Below are 20785 nucleotides of genomic sequence, written 5' to 3'. Positions count from 1 at the left end.
AAGCGCATCGCACCATAGCCGACGCGCGCAGGTGGTCGACGATCTCGTCCGCGGACGCCGGCCGGAACCCCGCGTCCAGCCGGACCGCGTGCCGGGAGGCGGTCGGATCTTCTGCGGGATTCGTGGCGATCCGCAGCAGCAGCGGATCGAGGGCGCGGAATCTCGGCATGGCCAAACCTCCGATGGAGATGCAGTGCGGTGCGGTGCGGCCAGCCCGGGCGGCAGGCCTGGGTCTGCCGGCACCGATCCGGTGCGCCTGGTGCAGTTGGCAGGTAGCGACTGCCGCCGGTACGGGTTGTGCCATGCTGGTCGGGCAGCTGGCGAACCGTCAGCAATCCCTGACCAAAGTGGAGTTGACGCGTGGTCGATGCGGTGGTGGTCGGTTCCGGCCCCAACGGACTCGCGGCGGCGGTGACGCTGGCGGAGCAGGGCGTACGGGTCACTGTGCTGGAGGCCCGGCAGGAGGCCGGCGGCGGGATGCGCAGCGGCGAGGCGACACTCCCCGGGCTGCTGCACGACCACTGCTCCGGCGTCCATCCGATCGGGGTCAGCTCGCCCTTCTTCCGCTCGTTCGACCACGAACGGCACGGCCTGCGCTGGGCGTTCCCCGAGATCGACCTGGCTCACCCGCTGGACGGCGGCCGGGAGGCGGCGCTGGAGCGCTCGGTGACCGGCACAGCGGCGCGCCTCGGGCCCGACGGACCCGCCTGGCGCAGGCTGTTCGAGCCCCTCACGGCCTCCTTCGCGGACCTGGCGACGGACATCCTCGCCCCCGTGCTGCACCGTCCCGCGCATCCGGTCGCGCTCGCCCGCTTCGGGCTGTCGGCCCTGTGGCCCGCCACGGTGCTGGCCCGACGGTGGCGGACCGCGCCGGCCCGCGCGCTGTTCGCCGGCGCCGCGGCACACACCTTCTCCCGGCTCGACCGGCCGGTCAGCAGCGCCATCGGGCTGGTGCACATCGCGGCGGGCCACCGTTGGGGCTGGCCGGTCGCGGAGGGCGGCTCGCAGTCCATCGCGCGGGCGCTGGTCTCCCGGCTGGCCGAGCTCGGCGGCATGGTCGAGACGGGAGTACGCGTCACGTCGCTGGCCCAGCTGCCCTCGGCCGCGGCGATCGTGCTGGACCTCGCCCCTGCCTCGGCGGCGGCCCTGCTGGGCGACCGGATGCCGGCGCGGGTGCGGCGCGCCTACGGGCGTTGGCGGCACGGCCCGGCCGCGTTCAAGGTGGACCTTGCCGTGGAGGGCGGTGTCCCGTGGGCCGGCGAGGCATGCCGCCGGGCCGGGACCGTGCACCTGGGCGGGACGCTGGAGGAGATCGCCGACGCCGAGCGGCTGGTGGCGCGGGGTCGGATGCCCGAGCGTCCGTTCGTACTGGTCGGCCAGCAGTATCTGGCCGACCAGGGGCGGGCCGTGGGCGACGTGAAGCCGGTGTACGCGTACGCACACGTACCGGCCGGCTACCGCGGCGACGCCACCGAGAGGGTGCTGAGCCAGATCGAAGGGTTCGCCCCGAAGTTCCGGGAGCGGGTGGTGGGCATGGCGGTGACGCCGCCCGAGGCGCTCGCACAGGGCAACGCGAACTACGTCGGTGGCGACATCCTCACCGGCGCCAACACCCCGTGGCAGACGCTGTGCCGCCCGCGACCGGCCCTCGACCCCTACCGCACCGGTGTGCCGGGCGTATTCCTGTGCTCGGCGGCCACCCCGCCCGGCGCCGGCGTCCACGGCATGTGCGGGCGGCACGCGGCCCGTTCCGCCCTGCGCTACCTGGACGGCCGGCGCCGCACGCGGTGAGCGCGGTTCACTCCCCGGTGGTGGCTCCCGAAGCGAGAAGCCGGGCGCGCAGGGCCGGCTTGTCGACCTTGCCACTGCCGTTGCGCGGCAGGGTGTCGCGCAGGATGACCGCGGTCGGAGTCCTGTAGCGGGCCGGCCGGCCGCCGGCGAAGGCGCGGACGTCCGCCGTGGAGAGCGGTTCATCGCCCTCGGGGCACACCACGGCGACGGGCGTCTCGGTCCACCGGGAGTGCGGCATGGCGACGACGGCCGCCTCGCGCACGCCCGGGCAGTCAGCCAGAACGTTCTCGATCTCGGCGGGGTAGATGTTCTCGCCGCCGCTGATGATGACGCCCTTGAGCCGACCGACCGCATACAGCAGGCCCTGCCCGTCGAGGCGCCCGATGTCTCCCGAGCGGAACCATCCGGCCTCGTCGATGGCCCGGCGGGTCGCCTCGGCGTTGTTCCAGTACCCATGGAAGACCTGCGGACCGCGCGCCCAGATCTCACCGTCGGTGCCGGGGGCGGTGACCGGAACCCCGGTGGCGGGGTCGGACAGCCGCACCGCGGTGTACGGCAGACAGTGGCCCGCGGCGTCCGCATGTTCGAGCGCGAGGCGGTTTTCAACGGCGACTTGATGGCGCTGCGATCAGCGGCCGTCGTCCACCACTCGGGGTTGAAGCCGGCCGGGGATTGCCCGACGACTCACCAATCGGGCGTTTCCACAGGTCGCGACGTTTCTGCTGTGGTGGGGCGGGTGGGACTCGAACCCACGGCCGACGGATTATGAGTCCGCTGCTCTAACCGGCTGAGCTACCGCCCCGTTTCGGCGTGGCGCGTACATGTGTACGCGCCGTCTGCCGCAGCATAGCCGGTCATACGATCTCTCGCTGCGGGTGCCCGGCTACTCGTGACCATGAAGACCGCGCTGCTCGCTGCCCGGTTCCGGGTGACGCGAAGTTGACGCGAAAGAGTCCCACGAGCCTCACGCGCACCACCGAAGCGGACCCCCGACCGACGCCTCGCGGGACGGGTCCGGGCACACGAAAAAGGACCCCGTGGGGTCCTCTTCCGTTCCGCTCCCCCGACTGGACTCGAACCAGTAACCCTCCGGTTAACAGCCGAATGCTCTGCCAATTGAGCTACAGGGGATCGCGCTCCCCCGACTGGACTCGAACCAGTAACCTGCCGGTTAACAGCCGGCTGCTCTGCCAATTGAGCTACAGGGGATTGCTGCGTTTTGCCTCGAACGTACCTCCCTGGCTGCTGCCGGGCGGCGCGCGTTCGCTGCGACACATACATTAGCGCAAGCAGGGGGGTGCTTTGCCAATCGGTATCGCCCGGGGTGATCTCGGGCGCCTGCGGGTAGGCGAGCAGCACACGTCGCACGGAGCGAAGACGGAGCGAAGGAAGGGTGGCAGCCATGCGGTACCGGCTCACGTTCATCGCCGGAGTGGCCCTCGGTTACGTGCTCGGCACGCGTGCCGGGCGGGAGCGTTACGAGCAGCTGAAGAAGTCCGCACGCCAGTTCGCCCAGAACCCGGCCGTGCGCAACACCTGCGAGACGGCGGCCCAGAGCGGTCGCCAGTTCGCCGGGAAGGCGGCCCACGCGGTGGGCGAGAAGGTCGGCGACAAGGTGCCGGCGTCGGTGGCCGACCGGGTGCGGTCGCTGCGCGGGCGCGGGACGAACGGTGAGGACGACTGGGGAACGACCAACACCTGAGCCCCCTTCGCCATGTCTGCCGCACCACCGGTCGGGAAACCTCCGGGGGTGCGGCAGAATCTGTGTATGGGCATAGTCGCCGGCTTGGACAGTTCTTCCGCCTTCACGCACATCGTGGTCTGCGATACGGACACGGGTGCCGTACTGCGCCAGGGATACGCCGCACATCCCGTGGACGCGAAGGCCACCGAGGTCGACCCTCAGGCGTGGCTGCTCTCCCTCGGTGAGGCCGCCGGCGGCGGGCTCCTCGAAGGGGTGCAGGCCATCGGTGTGTCGGCGCAGCAGCACGGGCTCGTGCCGCTGGACCGACAGGGCAATCTCGTGCGCCCGGCGCTGCTCGGCAACGACCGGCGGGCGCAGGTCGCCGCGGCCGATCTGATCGACGGGCTCGGCGGGCGGCAGGCGTGGGCGGAGGCGGTCGGGTCGGTGCCGCAGGCCGCGCAGCCCGTGTCGAAGCTGCGCTGGCTGGCGCGGACCGAGCCGGACATGGCGGAGCGGGTCGCCGCCGTGCTCCAGCCGCACGACTGGCTGGTGTGGCAGCTGCTGGGCCGGCCGGCCCGGCGGACCACCGACCGGGGCGCCGCGTCGGGTACGGGTTACTGGTCGGCGGGCAGCGAGTCGTACCGGCCGGATCTGGTGGAGCTCGCGTTGGGCCATCAGGCCGGGCTGCCGGAGGTGCTCGGCCCGTCCGACGCGGCGGGCACGACGCCCGAGGGGCTGCTGATCTCCGCGGGTACGGGCGAGACGATGGCGGCGGCGTTCGGACTGGGGGTCGCGGTCGGTGACGCCGTGGTGTCGCTGGGGGCCTCGGGTTCGGTGATGGCGGTGCACCATGAGGCGCTGGCCGATCCGACGGGCATGATCACCTCCTTCGCCGATGCGACCGGGATGCATCTGCCGGTGGTCCACACGTCGAACGCGGTACGTGCGCTGCGCGGCACCGCCGAGATGCTGGGGGTGGAGGGGCTGGAGGAGCTTTCGGCGCTGGCGCTGAAGTCGACGCCGGGTTCCTCGGGGCTCGTACTCCTGCCGTATCTGGAGGGTGAGCGCACCCCGAATCTGCCGCACACCGCCGGGACGCTGAGCGGACTGCGGCGCGAGTCGATGAAGCCGGAGCATCTGGCACGGGCGGCGTTCGAGGGGATGCTCTGCTCGCTGGCCGACGCGCTGGACGTGCTGCGCGGCCGCGGGGTGGAGGTGCGGCGGGTGTTCCTGCTGGGCGCCGCCGCCGAGCTGCCGGCCGTGCAGGGGCTTGCGCCCGCGTTGCTGGGCACCCAGGTGGTCGTACCGCAGCCGGCGCAGTACGCGGCGCTGGGTGCGGCTCGACAGGCGGCCTGGGCGCTGGGTGTCTCCCAGGGGTCGCTGGACGCCCGCACTCCCCCGGCCTGGCAGGGGGCCGCGGCGCAGGTGCTGGAGCCCGGCGACGAGCTGTCGGTCGGCCAGGCGGTGCGCCAGCAGTACGTGGCGACGCGGGACCAGATCCACCCGGGGGCGTTCGACTCCGCCGCGCGCTGAGGCGAATGCCCTCGGTGACGGGTCCGGGCCCTGTGGCGGGCTCCGGGCCCGAGAAATTGTGGACCCGGTCTGCTTTTTGACCTGGACTTGAATAAAAACGTTCGCGGTCCCGGTGGGCGGTGTCCGAAAATGGGTCGACTCCCGACCTCGCCGACTCCGAGAGACACGCGTGCTCATAAAACTCCTGCGGGCCTATCTCGGTCCGTACAAGAAACCGATCGCGCTGCTGGTCGTCTTCCAGCTGCTGCAGACCTGCGCCACTCTCTACTTGCCCACCCTGAACGCGGACATCATTGACAACGGTGTCGTCCAGGGGGACACGGGCTACATCGTCCAGTACGGCGGCGTGATGATCGTCGTCAGCATCGCCCAGGTGGTCTGCAACATCGGGGCCGTCTACATCGGCGCCCGCACCGCGTCCGCGCTCGGCCGTGACGTCCGGGCCTCGGTCTTCGACCGGGTGCAGTCGTTCTCCGCGCGCGAGGTCGGCCGGTTCGGTGCGCCCTCGCTGATCACCCGTACGACCAATGACGTGCAGCAGGTCCAGATGCTGGCCCTGATGACGTTCACGCTGATGGTGTCGGCGCCGATCATGTGCGTCGGCGGCATCATCATGGCGCTCGGCCAGGACGTCCCGCTGTCCGCGGTGCTGCTCGCGGTGGTGCCGGTACTCGGCATCGCGGTGAGCCTCATCGTGCGGAAGATGCGCCCGCTGTTCCGGACGATGCAGGAGCGGCTCGACACGGTGAACCGGGTGCTGCGCGAGCAGATCACCGGCAACCGGGTCATCCGCGCCTTCGTGCGCGACGACTACGAGGAGGAGCGCTTCCGGGGCGCCAACACCGAGCTGACGGACGTGGCACTGTCCACGGGCCGGCTGATGGCGCTGATGTTCCCGACCGTGATGACGGTCGTGAACGTGTCGTCGATCGCCGTCGTCTGGTTCGGTGCGCACCGGATCGACAGCGGCGGGATGGAGATCGGTGCGCTGACGGCGTTCCTGTCCTATCTGATGCAGATCGTCATGTCGGTGATGATGGCCACCTTCATGTTCATGATGGTGCCGCGTGCCGAGGTCTGCGCCGAGCGCATCCAGGAGGTCCTGGAGACCGAGTCCAGCGTGGTGCCCCCGGTGAACCCGGTGCGGGAGCTCGCCGCCCAGGGACATCTGGAGGTGCGCGGTGCGGACTTCCGCTACCCCGGTGCCGAGGAGTCGGTGCTGCGCTCGGTGGACCTGGTGGCGCGGGCCGGCGAGACGACCGCGATCATCGGGTCGACGGGCAGCGGGAAGTCGACGCTGCTCGGCCTCGTACCCCGGCTGTTCGATGTGACGGACGGCCAGGTGCTGGTCGACGGGACGGACGTACGGACCCTGGATCCGGTGCTGCTGGCGAAGACCGTGAGTCTGGTCCCGCAGAAGCCGTATCTCTTCTCCGGCACGGTCGCGACGAATCTGCGGTACGGGAATCCGGACGCGAGCGACGAGGAGCTGTGGCACGCGCTGGAGATCGCGCAGGCCAAGGAGTTCGTCGAGGGTCTGGAGCACGGGCTCGACGCACCGATCGCGCAGGGCGGCACCAATGTCTCCGGCGGTCAGCGGCAGCGGCTCTCGATCGCCCGGACGCTGGTGCAGCGGCCGGAGATCTACCTCTTCGACGACTCCTTCTCGGCCCTGGACTACGCCACGGACGCGGCGCTGCGCGCGGCGCTGCTGCGGGAGACCCGGGGGGCGACGGTGGTGATCGTCGCGCAGCGGGTGTCCACCATCCGCGACGCCGACCGGATCCTGGTGCTGGACGAGGGCCGCGTCGTCGGTTCCGGCAGCCATCACGAGCTGATGGAAGGCAATGAGACATACCGGGAGATCGTTCTCTCGCAGCTGACGGAAGCGGAGGCCGCGTAATGGCCGGGCCTGGTGGACGCATGATGGCGGGCGGGGCGCCGACCGAGCGGTCCATGGACTTCAAGGGCTCGTCGAAGCGGCTGCTGAAGCGCTTCGCGGCGGAGAAGGCCACCCTGTACGTGATGCTGGTGGCCGTCGCGCTGAGCGTGGCGCTCTCCGTGGTCGGCCCGAAGATCCTCGGCAAGGCCACCGACCTGGTGTTCGCCGGTGTCGTCGGCCGCGGAATGGACGCGGGGACGACGAAGGAGCAGGCCGTCGAGGGCCTGCGCAGGAGCAACAGCGGTCTGGCCGACATGCTCTCCAAGGTGGACTTCACCCCGGGGCAGGGCATGGACTTCGACGCGATCGGCCACGTGCTGCTCGTGGCGCTGGCCGTGTACGTCGGTGCCGGGCTGCTGATGCTGGTGTCGACGCGACTGTCGATCCGGGTGATCAACCGGGTCGTCTTCCAGCTGCGCGAGGACCTTCAGACGAAGCTGTCACGGCTGCCGCTGTCGTACTTCGACCGGCAGAAGCGCGGCGAGGTGCTGAGCCGGGCGACGAACGACATCGACAACATCTCGCAGACGATGCAGCAGACGATGGGGCAGCTCATCAACTCGCTGCTGACCATCGTCGGCGTGCTCGTGATGATGTTCTGGATCTCGCCGCTGCTGGCGCTGGTCGCGCTGGTGACGGTGCCGCTGTCGGTGGTCGTGGCGGCAAAGGTCGGCAAGCGCTCCCAGCCGCAGTTCGTCCAGCAGTGGAAGGTGACGGGCAAGCTCAACGCCCACATCGAGGAGATGTACACCGGGCACACCCTGGTGAAGGTCTTCGGGCGGCAGGAGGAGTCGGCGCGGGACTTCGCCGAGCAGAACGACGCGCTGTACGAGGCCGGGTTCAAGGCGCAGTTCAACAGCGGGATCATGCAGCCGCTGATGATGTTCGTGTCGAACCTGAACTATGTGCTGATCGCTGTCGTCGGCGGGCTGCGGGTCGCATCGGGCGCCCTGTCGATCGGTGATGTGCAGGCCTTCATCCAGTACTCGCGGCAGTTCTCCATGCCGCTGACCCAGGTCGCCTCGATGGCGAACCTGGTGCAGTCCGGGATCGCCTCGGCGGAGCGGATCTTCGAGCTGCTGGACGCCGAGGAGCAGGACGCCGACCCGGCGAAGGGCGAGGCCGAGTTCCCCGGGGAGCTGCGCGGCAGCGTGTCCCTGGAGAACGTGTCGTTCCGCTACGACCCGGAGAAGCCGCTCATCGAGGACCTGTCGCTGAGCGTCGAGCCGGGCCACACGGTCGCGATCGTCGGCCCGACCGGCGCCGGCAAGACGACGCTGGTCAATCTGCTGATGCGGTTCTACGAGGTGACCGGGGGCCGGATCGCTCTCGACGGGGTCGACATCGCGAAGATGTCGCGCGACGACCTGCGCTCGGGAATCGGCATGGTCCTGCAGGACACCTGGCTGTTCGGCGGGACCATCGCGGAGAACATCGCCTACGGTGCCTCGGGCGATGTCACCCGTGAACAGATCGAGGAGGCGGCGCGGGCGGCCCACGCCGACCGCTTCATCCGCACCCTGCCCGACGGCTACGACACACGCATCGACGACGAGGGATCGGGTGTCAGTGCGGGCGAGAAGCAGCTGATCACCATCGCGCGGGCGTTCCTGTCCGACCCGGTGATACTCGTGCTCGACGAGGCGACCAGCTCGGTGGACACCCGTACCGAGGTGCTGATCCAGAAGGCGATGGCCGGTCTCGCACACGGCCGTACGAGCTTCGTGATCGCGCACCGGCTCTCCACCATCCGGGATGCCGACGTCATCCTGGTGATGGAGAACGGGTCGATCGTCGAGCAGGGCACGCACGACGAGCTGCTGGAGGCCAAGGGCGCGTACGCCCGGCTGTACGCGGCCCAGTTCGCGCAGGCGGTCGCCGAGGTCGACTAGCCGGTGGCTCCCGCGGCTGCCCGGACCTGCCCGTGTGTGCGTGTCAGTCCAGGTAGCCGCGGAGCTGGTCGGCGAAGGCGTGGTCCCGCAGTTTGTTGAGGGTCTTGGACTCGATCTGCCGGATGCGCTCGCGGGTCACACCGAAGATCCGCCCTATCTCCTCCAGCGTGCGCGGCCGCCCGTCGGCCAGCCCGTAGCGCAGCTGGACCACTTTGCGCTCGCGCTCGTTGAGGGTCGAGAGCACCGCTTCCAGGTGTTCGCGCAGCAGCAGGAAGGCGGCGGACTCCACGGGGGACGCGGCGTCCCCGTCCTCGATCAGATCGCCGAGCGAGACGTCGTCCTCCTCGCCGACCGGGGCGTGCAGGGACACGGGTTCCTGGGCCAGGCGCAGGACCTCGCCGACCCTCTCGGGCGTCAGGTCGAGCTGCTCGGCGACCTCCTCGGGCGTCGGCTCGTAGCCGCGCTCCTGGAGCATCCGGCGCTGGACCCGGACGACGCGGTTGATCAGTTCGACGACGTGGACCGGGACCCGGATGGTCCGCGCCTGGTCGGCGAGGGCGCGGGACATGGCCTGCCGGATCCACCAGGTCGCGTACGTCGAGAACTTGTAGCCGCGGGCGTAGTCGAACTTCTCGACCGCCCGGATCAGCCCGACGTTTCCCTCCTGGACCAGGTCCAGCATCGTCAGTCCACGGCCGACGTAGCGCTTGGCCACGGAGACGACGAGGCGGAGGTTGGCCTCGATGAGGCGGCGCTTGGCCATCCGTCCCATGACCACGAGCCGGTCCAGGTCGACGGCGAGGCGGGTGTCGGGGTCCGGGGTGCGGGCCAGGCGCTCCTCGGCGAACAGGCCGGCTTCGACGCGGCGGGCGAGCTCCACCTCGTCGGCGGCGGTGAGCAGCCGGATGCGGCCGATCTCGCGCAGGTACTGCCGGAAGAGGTCGGACGACGGTCCGCCGGTGTCCGGGCGGCTGCGCGGCCCCGGCGATTCGGGGCGCTCCGGCTCCTCCATGACGGCCTCGGGCGGGTCCGGTGGCGCTTCGGGCGGGCTCTGCACGGCGGTCAGGGGTGTCGGCGGATCCGCCGCGGCCTCGGGATGACGCACGGCCCGGGACTGCGCGGGGATGGCCGGGACACGCTCGGTTTCGGTCACGGTCCGGGTCTGCACGGGGGCGACCTCCAGGTGATCGCTGCCGGAACGCGGGGATGGAGGACCACCGTTCGGCGGGCCGGCCGCGCTCCGATGACTCAGGCCGACAGGTAACCGAGGGGCGGCGTCCCTCCATGACCGGTCGGTCCAGCACCGCCACCCAGTGTGGGGTACGACACACAGCTGCCACGAGGGGCGTGCGGGGACTTTCTGAGTTCGTTCCGTGACCGGGTGATTACCGGGGCGGGGGCGGTGCTGCGGCGTCAGAGCGCGGCAGCACCGTTGTTGCGCAGGGACTGGGCGTACTGCTGGAGGACCCAGACCTCGTTCTGCGCGGCGGCCAGGTGGTCCGGGGCGACGTTGCTGCCGAGGCGGGTGAGGCTGCCCTGGACCTCGTTGATCCGGCGGTCGACGGCGCGCAGGCGGACGTGGACGAGCTGCTCGCCCGCGTAGGTCTCGTCGATGGACTTGCCTCGGAAGACCTCGACCGCGAGCTCGGTGACGAGCTTGCGCACCGTGTCGTTGGGGGTCGCGTCGAGCACCTGGACGAGGTACTCACGGGTCTCGGGGACGCCGAGCTCCGCGCCGCCCGCCTCCGCGATGCACTGGCGGACCGCGGCGTACGGCGGGGCGGTGAACTCGTCGATCCCGTAGGCGTCGAAGGCCGGGGAGACCAGGGCGGGCTTCTGCAGGGCGAGCTTGAGCAGCTCGCGCTCGGTGCGGTGGGCCGGGCTGCGGAGGTTGAGCGCGGGGCCGGAGGAGGCGGCGGGCGCCTGGATCTCCTGGTGCCGGGAGCCGCCGCGCCCGCCCGACGGCGCGGATCCCCGGTCGCCGCCCCGGCCGCGGGCCCACTGGGCGAGCTGGTTGACCCGGTGCACGACGTACTCCTGGTCCAGGATGCCGACGAAGCCGGCCAGCTGGACGGCGACCTCGCGCTGCACACTGCCCGTCTTGATCTTGGCGACGACCTGGGCCGCCTCGTCGAGTGCGGCGGCGCGGCCCGCCGGGGTCTCCAGGTCGTAGCGGGCGACGATCTGGCGGAGCGCGAACTCGAAGAGCGGGGTGCGGGGTTCGACCAGGTCGCGGACGGCCTCGTCGCCCTTGGCGAGGCGCAGGTCGCACGGGTCCATGTTGTCCGGGGCGATCGCGATGTAGGTCTCGGCGGCGAACTTCTGGTCGTCCTCGAAGGCGCGCAGGGCGGCCTTCTGGCCGGCCGCGTCACCGTCGAAGGTGAAGATCACCCGGGCGCTGCCGTTGTCCATCAGGAGGCGGCGCAGGATCTTGATGTGGTCGCCGCCGAACGCCGTGCCGCAGGTGGCGATGGCGGTGGTGATCCCGGCGAGATGGCAGGCCATCACGTCCGTGTAACCCTCGACGACGACGGCCCGGCTGGACTTCGCGATGTCCTTCTTGGCCAGGTCGATGCCGTACAGCACCTGGGACTTCTTGTAGATCGGCGTCTCGGGGGTGTTGAGGTACTTCGGGCCGTTGTCGTCGTCGCGCAGCTTGCGGGCGCCGAAGCCGACGATGTCGCCGGAGGTGTCGCTGATCGGCCACATCAGCCGGCCGCGGAAGCGGTCGATGGGGCCGCGCCTGCCGTCCTGGGAGAGGCCGGAGGTGATCAGTTCCTTGTCGCTGAAGCCCTTGCCGCGCAGATAGCGGGTGAGGTGGTCCCAGCCCGCGGGGCTGTAGCCGACACCGAAGTGCTCGGCCGCCGCCTGGTCGAAGCCGCGCTCGGCGAGGAACTTGCGTCCGATCTCGGCCTCGGGGCCGTCCAGCTGCTCGACGTAGAACTGGGCGGCCGCCTTGTGCGCCTCGACCAGCCTGATCCGCTCACCGCGCTGGTGGGAGGGGTTGTACCCGCCCTCCTCGTACCGCAGGGTGATGCCGGCCTTGGCGGCGAGCCGCTCGACGACCTCCGCGAACGTCAGGTGGTCGATCTTCTGCACGAAGGCGATCGTGTCGCCGCCCTCCTGGCAGCCGAAGCAGTGGAAGAGACCCTTGCTCGGGCTGACCTGGAAGGAGGGGGACTTCTCGTCGTGGAAGGGGCACAGGCCCTTGAGGTTTCCACCGCCCGCGTTGCGCAGCTGGAGGTACTCGGAAACGACGGCGTCGATCGGGACCGCGTCCCGGACCGCCTTCACGTCGTCGTCATTGATCCTGCCTGCCACGAGTGAAGTCTACGGGTGAGCTACGACAACCTCGGCCGGGCGGGCGCGTGCGGGGTTCCTGGGTGCGGGGTTCCGTGGTGCGGGGTTCCGTCCTCAATCGCCGGACGGGCTTGTGTGCGGGTCCCCCGCGGGGCGCCCCTGTCCGGTGGGTGGGGGTGGGGGCCCTCCGGGGAGACTCCTCAAAAATGGCGTGTGCACCCGACGACGAACGGGGACCCGGGTCGTACGCCATTTTCTGCGGGGACTCCCCTGCACGCCCCCACCCGGTCTCGGTCGCGTCTGCACACCGGCGATAGTGCTGTCGCAGACGCGGGGCGGCCGGGTTCGGGGCCGTGCAGGGGAGTCCCCGCAGGACGACGAACAGATACCCGGGTCGTTCGCGTACCCGCGGAACGTTCGTCGTCCGAGGAGAGGCCCCGGAGGGGCCCCGGACCCCCACCCACCGGGGCACAGCGCAACGCGGGGCACCCGCACCCAAGCCCGTCCGGCGCTTGAGGACGGAACCACCAGCCCAGGACCCGGGTAACCGGTCAGATCAGGGAATCCAACGGCACCGACGGGTCGGCCAGGGCGTCCGGGTCGACCGGCTGGCCGGCCTTGATCAGCTCCTGCACGGTCTCTGTGACGTCCCACACGTTCACGTTCATCCCGGCGAGCACCTTGTGGTCCTTCAGCCAGAACGCGATGAACTCGCGCTTGCCCGCGTCGCCGCGGATCACGACCTGGTCGTAGCTGCCCGGCGGCGCCCAGCCCGAGTATTCGAGGCCGAGGTCGTACTGGTCGGAGAAGAAGTACGGCACCCGGTCGTAGGAGACGTCCTGGCCGAGCATGGCGCGGGCCGCCGCAGGCCCGCTGTTCAGCGCGTTGGCCCAGTGCTCCACCCGCAGCCGGGCGCCGAGCAGTGGATGGGCCACGTTGGCCACGTCTCCGGCCGCGAAGATGTGCGGGTCGCTGGTGCGCAGCGAGGCGTCCACGGCGATGCCGCCGCCCTGGGCGCGCGGGGCGATGTCGAGGCCCGCGGCCTCGGCGAGGGCGGCGCGCGGGGCGGCGCCGATCGCGGCGAGGACGTCGTGGGCGGGGTGTTCCTCGCCGTCGTCGGTACGGACGGCGAGGACCATGCCGTCCTGGCCGACGATCTCGGTGAGGCGGCCGCCGAAGTGGAAGCGGACGCCGTGGTCGCTGTGCAGGTCGGTGAAGATCTGGCCGAGCTCGGGGCCGATCACCTTGAGCAGCGGGGTCGCCTCCGGTTCGACGACGGTGACCTCGGCCCCGTATCCGCGGGCTGCCGCCGCGACCTCCAGGCCGATCCAGCCGGCGCCCGCGATCACCAGATGGCCGTTGTCACGGCCGAGTGCGGCGAGCACGTTGCGCAGCCGGTCGGCGTGGGCGAGGCGGCGCAGATGGTGGACGCCCGCCAGGTCCGTGCCGGGGATGTCCAGGCGGCGCGGTTCGGCGCCGGTGGCCAGGAGCAGCTTGTCGTAGTGGATGACGGTGCCGTCGCCGAGCTCCACGGAACGGGCTTCGCGGTTCAGCGCGGTGACGGGCTGGCCGAGGTGGAGCTCGACGTCTGCGCCCGCGTACCAGGCCGTCTCGTGGACGAAGACGCTGTCGCGGTCCTCCTTTCCTGCCAGGTACCCCTTGGAGAGCGGCGGGCGTTCGTACGGGTGGTCCCGCTCATCGCCGATCAGGATGACCCGGCCGCTGAAACCCTCCGACCGGAGCGTCTCCGCTGCCTTCGCTCCGGCCAGTCCTCCGCCGACAATGACGAACGTCCGATGTGCGTCGACCACTTGATGCCTCCTCGGTGCTTGCTGCGCGGCGCCAACTGCGAGCGTCCCGCACGCAGCGTGATGGCGAAAGAGGGTGTGACCCGATCAGGTCACGCCCCGTGATCATGGGCCGGTGGGCCGGCCGGGGCCCGCACACCGGGAGCAGGGGTTCCCTCAGCCGCGGCGTGCGGTGAGCGAGTGGTGCAGGGAGCGGGCCGAGGCGTCGGTCAGCGCGGCGATCTGGTCGACCAGGACCCGCTTGCGGGAGTGGTCGTCGGGGGCCGCCTCGTACAGCGCCCGCAGCTGTGGCTCCAGTCCTTCGGGGGCGCGGGCGGTGAGCGCCGCGGCCAGCTCGGCGATCACGACGCGCTGGTCGGCGCGGATCACCTCCTGCTCGGCGCGCTGCATGACGTACCGGTCGGCGACCGCCTTGAGGACCGCGCATTCGTTGCGCGCCTCGCGGGGGACGACGAGCTCGGCGCCGTATCTGCCGAGACGGCCGGTGCCGTACGCCTGCCGGGTGCCGGTCTCCGCGGCGAGGCAGAACCGGCCGATCAGCTGGCTCGTGGCGTCCTTGAGCCGGGCCTGGGCGACGGCCGATCCGTCGTAGCCGTGCGGCCACCAGTCCTGGCCGGTGAGCCGGTCCAGGGCGTCGGACAGTTCCTGGGGGTCGGTGTCCGCGGGGACGTACCGCCCGATGGCGACGGCCCAGATCTCGCGCCGCTCCGGCTCGGCGTCGAGGCAGTTGGGGTCGATGTGCCCGGCGTGCAGCCCGTCCTCGAAGTCGTGGACCGAGTACGCCACGTCGTCGGACCAGTCCATCACCTGGGCCTCGAAGCACTTGCGGTCCTGCGGGGCGCCCTTGCGGAACCAGTGGAAGACCGGCAGGTCGTCCTCGTACACCCCGAATTTCGGCGAGCCGGGATCGGTCGGGTGCGCCCCTCGGGGCCAGGGGTACTTGGTGGCGGCGTCGAGCGCGGCGCGGGTGAGGTTGAGCCCGACGCTGACGAGTTCGCCGGTGCGGGTGTCGGGTACGAAGCGCTTGGGTTCGAGCCGGGTCAGCAGCCGCAGCGACTGGGCGTTCCCCTCGAAGCCGCCGCAGTCGGAGGCGAAGTCGTTGAGTGCCTGTTCGCCGTTGTGCCCGAAGGGTGGGTGGCCCATGTCGTGGGAGAGGCAGGCCGTCTCGACCAGGTCGGGGTCACAGCCGAGCGCGGCGCCGAGTTCGCGGCCGACCTGGGCGCACTCCAGCGAGTGCGTGAGCCGGGTCCGGGGGCTGGCGTCCCAGACGTGGCTGCGGGTGCCCGGGGTGACGACCTGGGTCTTCCCGGCGAGCCTGCGCAGGGCCGCGGAGTGCAGCACCCGGGCGCGGTCGCGCTGGAAGGCGGTGCGGCCGGGCCGTTTGTCCGGTTCGGTGTCCCACCGCTCGGCGTCGGCGGCGCCGTAGGGAGCCGTGCCGGGGTCCTGTGTGCCGTACGTACCGTCGGTGCCGTCCGTGCCGTTCATGGGAACGACAGTAATCGGCCGCGCTGACAGGTGGGCTCAGGCGGTGGCCAGGAAACGTGTGTTCATCAGGGTTTCGTGCGCGGCTGCGCCGCCCGATCGTGCCTGGTCGTAGCGGTGGAGCAGCAGGCGTGCCATGGCCGGGTGGGCGCCGAGCGGTGCGGCGGCGATCCAGGGCGCCCGGTCCGCCGCGGCCGAGGCGAAGCGTCCGGGGGCGGTGAAGTACGAGGCGACGGCGACCCGTCGGCGGCCTCGGGCGGCCAGCGCGCGCAGGGCGGCCGGCACGGTGGGCGTCGCGGCGGAGGCGTACGCGGGCACGACGGGCACCCCGCCGAGCCGTTCGCTGAGCAGGTGCGCGGTGCGGCGGGTGTCGGCGGCCGATTCGGGGTCCCGCGAACCGGCGGCGGCCAGGACCACGGCACTGTTGCGGTTCCCGTCGTCCGAGGGGAGCCAGCCGGCCTCGGTGAGCCGGCCGTGGAGCGCCTCGACCAGCAGCGGGTGCGGCCCGAGCGGACCGGCGGTGCGGGTGCGCAGGGCGGGGGCGGCGGCGACGGCCTCCGGGATGTCCTGCTTCACGTGGTAGCCGCGGCCCAGCAGCAGCGGTACGAGGACCGCCTCGCCGCTCCCCAGGGCGTCCAGGGTCTGCGGGAGGAGGGGTGCGTTGAGCTCGATGTGACCGAGCTGGACGTCGAGCCCCGGCCGCAGTTCCCGCACCCGGTCCAGGAGCCCCGTCACCGTGTGCAGCGCCCGCGGGTCCCGGCTGCCGTGCGCGACGGCGACGAGGGCGGGGGCGGCGGGCATCAGGGGGCTCACGTTGCTGTGCGGGGGCTGTTGCGGGGTTCGGTGCATGGGCCGTCGGGTTCCGTTCAGGGAGACGAGGCTGAGCTGGGTGCCGAGCTGTGCGGTGATACGGGTCAACAGTTGCGCCGTGCTGTCGAGGGGCAGGGACTCCTGGGGACGTTCCGGTGCCGACTCCGTCATGGACCGATGGTGCCGGGCGCAGGTTGCCGGGTCGTTGCGCGCCTGTCACGGGCCTTTTCCGCCGTCTCACCGGGAGCCCCTGACCGCTGTCAGGTCGCCGCCTCCGGCTGTACCCGCGCGGCGAAGAGCCGTTCGATGACGTCGGCGACGCCGTCCTCCTCGTTGGTGGCGGTGTGCGTCGGCACGGCGGCGAGCACGGCCGGGTGGGCGTTGGCCATCGCGTAGCCGGTGCCCGCCCAGGCGAGGACGGTGAGGTCGTTGGGCATGTCGCCGAAGGCGATGACCTCGGTGGCGTCGATGCCCCGGGCGGCGCAGAGCACCTCCAGGGTGCCGGCCTTGGTGACACCGGGCGCGCTGATCTCCAGCAGTCCGCGCCCGCCCGAGTGGGTGAGCTGCACCTCGTCACCCGTGCCCTGCCGGGCGGCGGCCAGCAGCGTGTCGGCGTCGAGCCGGTCCGACCAGGCGAGCAGCTTGGTCACGGGGGCCTCGGTCAGCCAGAGGTCGGCGAGGGACGGTACGGGGAGTTCGGCGCCGGCGTCCTCGCACATGCGGAGCCGGTAGGCGGGTTCGTACAGCACCTGGTTGCCGGTCTCCAGGGCGAAGCCCACCTCGGGCACCGCCGCCGCCAGTGCGGTGGCCACCCGTTGGGCGGTGGTCAGGGGCAGGACGCGGGAGGAGACGACGGTGCGGGTCCCGATGTCGTACACGAGGGCCCCGTTGCTGCAGACCGCCGTGCCCGCGAGGCCGGTGGCCTCGGCGAGCCGGTCGACGAACCGGGGCGGCCGGGCGGTGACGATGACGATCTCCGTGCCGGCGTCCTCGGCCGTGCGCAGGGCTCGCAGGGTGCGGGGCGAGAGGGTGCCGTCGTTACGGAGCAGAGTTCCGTCCAGGTCGGACGCGATCAGCCGGGGAAGCAACATCGGCCGATGCTACGCGGAGCAATTCGCTGCCTTCCCGGAGAACCCTTTCGGCTGTTCGATCGTCCAGTCATGAAGGGGGACAGCACGACACGGCACCGGACAAAAGGGAAAGCGGGGGGCTTCGATGCGGCTGAAGCCATGGGGAGCGGGTGCGGTACGGGCGCTGAAGGGGGCCGCCGGCCGGTTGCGGCCACGGCTGCCGCGGACCCGACGGGGGCGGCGCCTGGCCGTGCAGGGCCTGATGGTCGGCTGTGTGCTGGCGCTGGCCCCGGCCACCTGGATGCACACGGTCGCCGACGCCCGGGTCAGGACGGCGGCGGACGTGCCCGCGCAGCAGGTCGCAGTGGTGTTCGGCGCGGGGTTGTGGGACGGCAAGCCGTCCCCGTATCTCGCGAACCGGCTGCGGACCGCGGCCGAGCTGTACCGGGACAAGAAGGTGAAGGTCGTGCTGGTGACCGGTGACAACAGCCGGGTGGAGTACGACGAGCCGGACGCGATGCGCACGTTCCTGGTCGCGCACGGGGTGCCGGACAGCAGGATCGTCAGCGACTTCGCCGGCTTCGACACCTGGGACTCGTGCGTGCGGGCCAGAAAGATCTTCGGGGTCGAGCGGGCGGTCCTGGTGAGCCAGGGCTTCCACATCCGGCGGGCGATCGCGCTGTGCCGGGCGGCGGGAATCGACGCGTACGGCGTCGGGGTCGATGCCGTACACGATGCGACCTGGTACTACGGGGGCACGCGGGAGGTGTTCGCGGCGGGGAAGGCGGCCCTGGACGCCCTGTTCGAGCCGGATCCGCACTTCCTGGGGCCCAAGGAGCCGGGCGTGACCGAGGCCCTCGCGGCGGACGGACGGTGACCGTGCCCGCTCACCTCACCGCCGGGTGCCGGGCGGGCTGAGGTGTGCGTACCGGCGGTGTAACCGGGAGCGGGCGCCCGTGTAACACCCGGCTCGCAGGCTGGGGGCATGACCAGTACCGTGCCTGCCGCCACCGCGACCCACTGCCCGTACTGCGCGCTGCAGTGCGGCATGAACCTGCGCCCGGTCGCCGGGGACGCGGTCGTCGAGGTGGAGGAGCGGACCTCCTTCCCCGTGAACCGGGGCGCGCTGTGCGGCAAGGGCCGTTCCGCGCCCGCCGTGCTCTCCTCGGCGGTGCGGCTGACCGGTCCTCTCGTACGCGATGCGGCGAGCGGGGAGCTGGAGCCGGCCGGCTGGGACGAGGCGCTGGCCCGGATCGCCGAGGGGCTGCGCGGGACGCGTGCGGCGCACGGGGCCGACGCGGTGGGGGTGTTCGGCGGCGGCGGGCTGACCAACGAGAAGGCGTACTCCCTCGGGAAGTTCGCCCGGGTGGTGCTCGGCACCTCGCAGATCGACTACAACGGGCGGTTCTGCATGTCGTCGGCGGCCGCCGCGCACCAGCGGGCCTTCGGTCTCGACCGCGGGCTGCCGTTCCCGCTGGAGGACATCCCGCGCACCGGATGCGTGATCCTCGTGGGCTCGAACCTCGCGGAGACGATGCCGCCCGCGCTGCGCTATCTGACCGAACTGCGGGAGAACGGCGGCCGGCTGATCGTCATCGATCCGCGCCGCACCAGGACCGCCGAGCAGGCCGACCTGCATCTGGCACCCCGGCCCGGCACCGATCTGGCGCTGGCGCTCGGCATGCTGCACCTGGTGGTGTCGCAGGGGCGGGTGGACGAGGAGTTCGTACGGGAGCGCACCAGCGGCTGGGACGAGGCGCGGGCCGGGGTGATGGCGCACTGGCCGGAGCTGGTGGAGCGGCTGACCGGCGTTCCGGTGCCGCAGCTGCGGGCGGCCGTCGAGATGTTCTGCGACGCGGAGAGCGGCATGGTGCTGACCGCGCGCGGTCCCGAGCAGCAGGCGAAGGGCACGGACACCGTCGGCGCCTGGATCAACTTCGCCCTGGCCACCGGGCGCGCGGGCCGGCCACTGTCCGGCTACGGCTGTCTGACCGGGCAGGGCAACGGCCAGGGCGGCCGTGAACACGGCCAGAAGGCCGACCAGTTGCCCGGCTACCGCAAGCTCACCGATCCGGCGGCGCGCCGCCATGTCGCGGGGGTGTGGGGCGTCGATCCCGACTCTCTGCCGGGGCCGGGGCGCAGTGCGTACGAGCTGCTGGACGCGCTGGGCACCGAGGTGCGGGCGCTGCTGGTGATGGGCTCGAACCCGGTGGTGTCCGCGCCGCACGCGGGGCATGTGGAGGAGCGGCTGCGGTCGCTGGACTTCCTCGCGGTCGCCGATGTGGTGCTGTCGGAGACGGCCGCGCTGGCCGATGTGGTGCTGCCGGTGACGCAGTGGGCCGAGGAGACGGGGACCACCACGAACCTGGAAGGCAGGGTGCTGCTGCGCCGGCGTGCGGTCACCGCGCCCGGGGGTGTCCGCAGTGATCTGGACGTGCTGCACGGGCTGGCCGGTCTTCTCGGGCACGGGAAGGGGTTCCCGGCCGATCCGGCCGAGGTGTTCGACGAGCTGCGCCGGGCCTCGGCGGGCGGCCCGGCGGACTACGCGGGCATCACGTACGAGCGGATCGCCGCCGAGGACGGGGTCTTCTGGCCGTGCCCGGACACGGAGCACCCCGGTACGCCGCGGCTGTTCCTGGACCGGTTCGCGACGGACGACGGGCGGGCCCGGTTCGTGCCCGTCACACACCGGCCGTCCGCCGAGGAGACCGACGCGGAGTATCCGGTGGTGCTGACCACGGGGCGGGTCGTCGCCCAGTACCAGTCGGGGGCGCAGACCCGCCGGGTGGCGGAGCTGAACGCCGCGGCCCCGGGGCCCTTCGTCGAGCTGCATCCGCGGCTCGCCGAGCGGATCGGGGTGTCCGAGGGCGATCCGGTGGCAGTCACCTCACGGCGCGGGAAGGCGGTGGCGCCCGCGCGGATCACCGTGGCGATCCGCCAGGACACCGTGTTCATGCCGTTCCACTGGGCGGGTGAGGGCCGGGCCAACACGCTGACGAATCCGGCCCTCGACCCGGTGTCGAAGATGCCGGAGTTCAAGGTGTGCGCGGTGCGGGTGGAGGCGCAGGGCGCCCCTCAGAGCGAGGTCACCGGGGCCGTCTCCGCCGACACCCAGCCGAGGTAGCGGGCGCTGCCCCGGAGTACCGGCAGGGCGATGATCTCCGGGGTGTCGTAGTCGTGCGCCTCCTGGAGGTACGCCTCCAGCTCGTCGTACCGTTCGGCCGTCGTCTTGAAGAACAGCTGCCACTCCTCGGTGGTCTCGATGGCGTTCTGCCACCGGTACACCGAGGTGACGGGCGCGGAGATCTGTACGCAGGCGGCCAGCCGCGCCTCCACCGCGCCCTGCGCCAGGAGCTGGGCCTTCTCCTCGCTGTCCGTCGTGGTCAGTACGGTCAGCCATGCGGGCGATTGCACCTTCGGTCTCCTCGGATCGGCGGCAGGTCCTCCTCCCGATTGTCGGTCAGGCGGTGGCG

Annotated in this window: 15 protein-coding genes, 3 tRNA genes and 1 pseudogene; 7 read left to right on the top strand and 12 right to left on the bottom strand. The window is 71.6% G+C overall.

The window, feature by feature from the left end; all coding sequences use genetic code 11:
- The first annotated feature begins 360 nt into the window (after positions 1-360).
- Complete coding sequence (locus OG912_RS24435; protein ID WP_327711243.1) at positions 361-1791, top strand: phytoene desaturase family protein; 1431 nt, start codon at positions 361-363, stop codon at positions 1789-1791.
- A gap of 7 nt (positions 1792-1798) precedes the next feature.
- Here OG912_RS24435 and OG912_RS24430 read toward each other — a convergent pair whose 3' ends face one another.
- From OG912_RS24430 to OG912_RS24410, 5 genes and pseudogenes are all read right to left on the bottom strand, one after another.
- Positions 1799-2209, bottom strand: a complete 411-nt coding sequence (locus OG912_RS24430) for a class I adenylate-forming enzyme family protein (protein WP_443061101.1) — start codon at positions 2207-2209, stop codon at positions 1799-1801.
- A 39-nt stretch (positions 2210-2248) separates the two neighbouring features.
- Positions 2249-2359 (bottom strand): annotated as a pseudogene (locus OG912_RS24425) (hypothetical protein); the annotation flags it as partial.
- Positions 2360-2516: 157 nt separating this feature from the next.
- Positions 2517-2593: transfer RNA gene (locus OG912_RS24420), tRNA-Ile, on the bottom strand.
- Between the two features lie 256 nt (positions 2594-2849).
- Positions 2850-2922: transfer RNA gene (locus OG912_RS24415), tRNA-Asn, on the bottom strand.
- Between the two features lie 5 nt (positions 2923-2927).
- Positions 2928-3000: transfer RNA gene (locus tag OG912_RS24410), tRNA-Asn, on the bottom strand.
- Between the two features lie 193 nt (positions 3001-3193).
- On the opposite strand from OG912_RS24410, the gene OG912_RS24405 reads away from it, so the two are divergent.
- The 4 genes from OG912_RS24405 to OG912_RS24390 all read left to right on the top strand — a co-directional run bounded on the left by OG912_RS24405 (position 3194) and on the right by OG912_RS24390 (position 8842).
- Positions 3194-3493: a YtxH domain-containing protein gene (locus tag OG912_RS24405; protein WP_326736071.1), complete on the top strand. Its 300-nt coding sequence runs from the start codon at positions 3194-3196 to the stop codon at positions 3491-3493.
- A gap of 66 nt (positions 3494-3559) precedes the next feature.
- Positions 3560-5008: an FGGY family carbohydrate kinase gene (locus OG912_RS24400; protein WP_326736072.1), complete on the top strand. Its 1449-nt coding sequence runs from the start codon at positions 3560-3562 to the stop codon at positions 5006-5008.
- Between the two features lie 169 nt (positions 5009-5177).
- On the top strand, positions 5178-6911 hold the full coding sequence (locus OG912_RS24395) for an ABC transporter ATP-binding protein (protein ID WP_327711242.1): 1734 nt from the start codon (positions 5178-5180) through the stop codon (positions 6909-6911).
- On the top strand, positions 6911-8842 hold the full coding sequence (locus tag OG912_RS24390; RefSeq protein WP_327711241.1) for an ABC transporter ATP-binding protein: 1932 nt from the start codon (positions 6911-6913) through the stop codon (positions 8840-8842). The genes OG912_RS24395 and OG912_RS24390 overlap by 1 nt, the downstream gene beginning before the upstream one ends.
- A gap of 43 nt (positions 8843-8885) precedes the next feature.
- Here the strand turns inward: OG912_RS24390 and OG912_RS24385 are convergent, their stop codons facing one another.
- The 6 genes from OG912_RS24385 to OG912_RS24360 form a co-directional block, all read right to left on the bottom strand.
- Positions 8886-10010, bottom strand: a complete 1125-nt coding sequence (locus tag OG912_RS24385) for an RNA polymerase sigma factor (protein WP_443061015.1) — start codon at positions 10008-10010, stop codon at positions 8886-8888.
- A gap of 245 nt (positions 10011-10255) precedes the next feature.
- The gene (dnaG, locus tag OG912_RS24380) at positions 10256-12163 is read right to left on the bottom strand and encodes a DNA primase (protein ID WP_327711240.1); all 1908 of its coding nucleotides are present in this window, start codon (positions 12161-12163) and stop codon (positions 10256-10258) included.
- Positions 12164-12693: 530 nt separating this feature from the next.
- Positions 12694-13953 (bottom strand): NAD(P)/FAD-dependent oxidoreductase, encoded by a 1260-nt coding sequence (locus OG912_RS24375; protein ID WP_326736076.1) that lies wholly within the window; start codon positions 13951-13953, stop codon positions 12694-12696.
- A gap of 153 nt (positions 13954-14106) precedes the next feature.
- Entirely contained in the window at positions 14107-15435 is a 1329-nt protein-coding gene (locus OG912_RS24370; protein ID WP_327711239.1) for a deoxyguanosinetriphosphate triphosphohydrolase, read from the bottom strand.
- Between the two features lie 36 nt (positions 15436-15471).
- Positions 15472-16413, bottom strand: coding sequence for a sirohydrochlorin chelatase (locus tag OG912_RS24365; RefSeq protein ID WP_327711238.1), 942 nt, complete (start codon positions 16411-16413; stop codon positions 15472-15474).
- Positions 16414-16502: 89 nt separating this feature from the next.
- Positions 16503-17318: a Cof-type HAD-IIB family hydrolase gene (locus tag OG912_RS24360; RefSeq protein ID WP_327713529.1), complete on the bottom strand. Its 816-nt coding sequence runs from the start codon at positions 17316-17318 to the stop codon at positions 16503-16505.
- A gap of 139 nt (positions 17319-17457) precedes the next feature.
- Here OG912_RS24360 and OG912_RS24355 point away from each other — a divergent pair, with 139 nt between their 5' ends.
- Both OG912_RS24355 and OG912_RS24350 read left to right on the top strand, forming a co-directional pair.
- The gene (locus OG912_RS24355; RefSeq protein WP_327711237.1) at positions 17458-18189 is read left to right on the top strand and encodes a SanA/YdcF family protein; all 732 of its coding nucleotides are present in this window, start codon (positions 17458-17460) and stop codon (positions 18187-18189) included.
- Positions 18190-18297: 108 nt separating this feature from the next.
- Entirely contained in the window at positions 18298-20436 is a 2139-nt protein-coding gene (locus tag OG912_RS24350; protein ID WP_327711236.1) for a molybdopterin oxidoreductase family protein, read from the top strand.
- Here the strand turns inward: OG912_RS24350 and cutA are convergent.
- Entirely contained in the window at positions 20388-20726 is a 339-nt protein-coding gene (gene cutA, locus OG912_RS24345; protein WP_327711235.1) for a divalent-cation tolerance protein CutA, read from the bottom strand. The genes OG912_RS24350 and cutA overlap by 49 nt on opposite strands.
- Between the last annotated feature and the right edge of the window lie 59 nt (positions 20727-20785).

Origin of the sequence: Streptomyces sp. NBC_00464, assembly GCF_036013915.1 — a bacterium.
Taxonomy (GTDB): Bacteria; Actinomycetota; Actinomycetes; order Streptomycetales; family Streptomycetaceae; genus Streptomyces.
Note: the sequence above shows the minus strand (reverse complement) of the source record. Positions and strands in the feature narration are given on the sequence as shown.

Bases quoted from the DNA above. Each gene is read 5' to 3' on its own strand.
- OG912_RS24405 (WP_326736071.1), top strand. From the start codon at position 3,194: ATGCGGTACCGGCTCACGTTCATCGCCGGAGTGGCCCTCGGTTACGTG.
- OG912_RS24400 (WP_326736072.1), top strand. From the start codon at position 3,560: ATGGGCATAGTCGCCGGCTTGGACAGTTCTTCCGCCTTCACGCACATC.
- OG912_RS24390 (WP_327711241.1), top strand. From the start codon at position 6,911: ATGGCCGGGCCTGGTGGACGCATGATGGCGGGCGGGGCGCCGACCGAG.
- OG912_RS24370 (WP_327711239.1), bottom strand. From the start codon at position 15,435: ATGAACGGCACGGACGGCACCGACGGTACGTACGGCACACAGGACCCC.
- OG912_RS24365 (WP_327711238.1), bottom strand. From the start codon at position 16,413: ATGACGGAGTCGGCACCGGAACGTCCCCAGGAGTCCCTGCCCCTCGAC.
- OG912_RS24355 (WP_327711237.1), top strand. From the start codon at position 17,458: ATGCGGCTGAAGCCATGGGGAGCGGGTGCGGTACGGGCGCTGAAGGGG.
- OG912_RS24350 (WP_327711236.1), top strand. From the start codon at position 18,298: ATGACCAGTACCGTGCCTGCCGCCACCGCGACCCACTGCCCGTACTGC.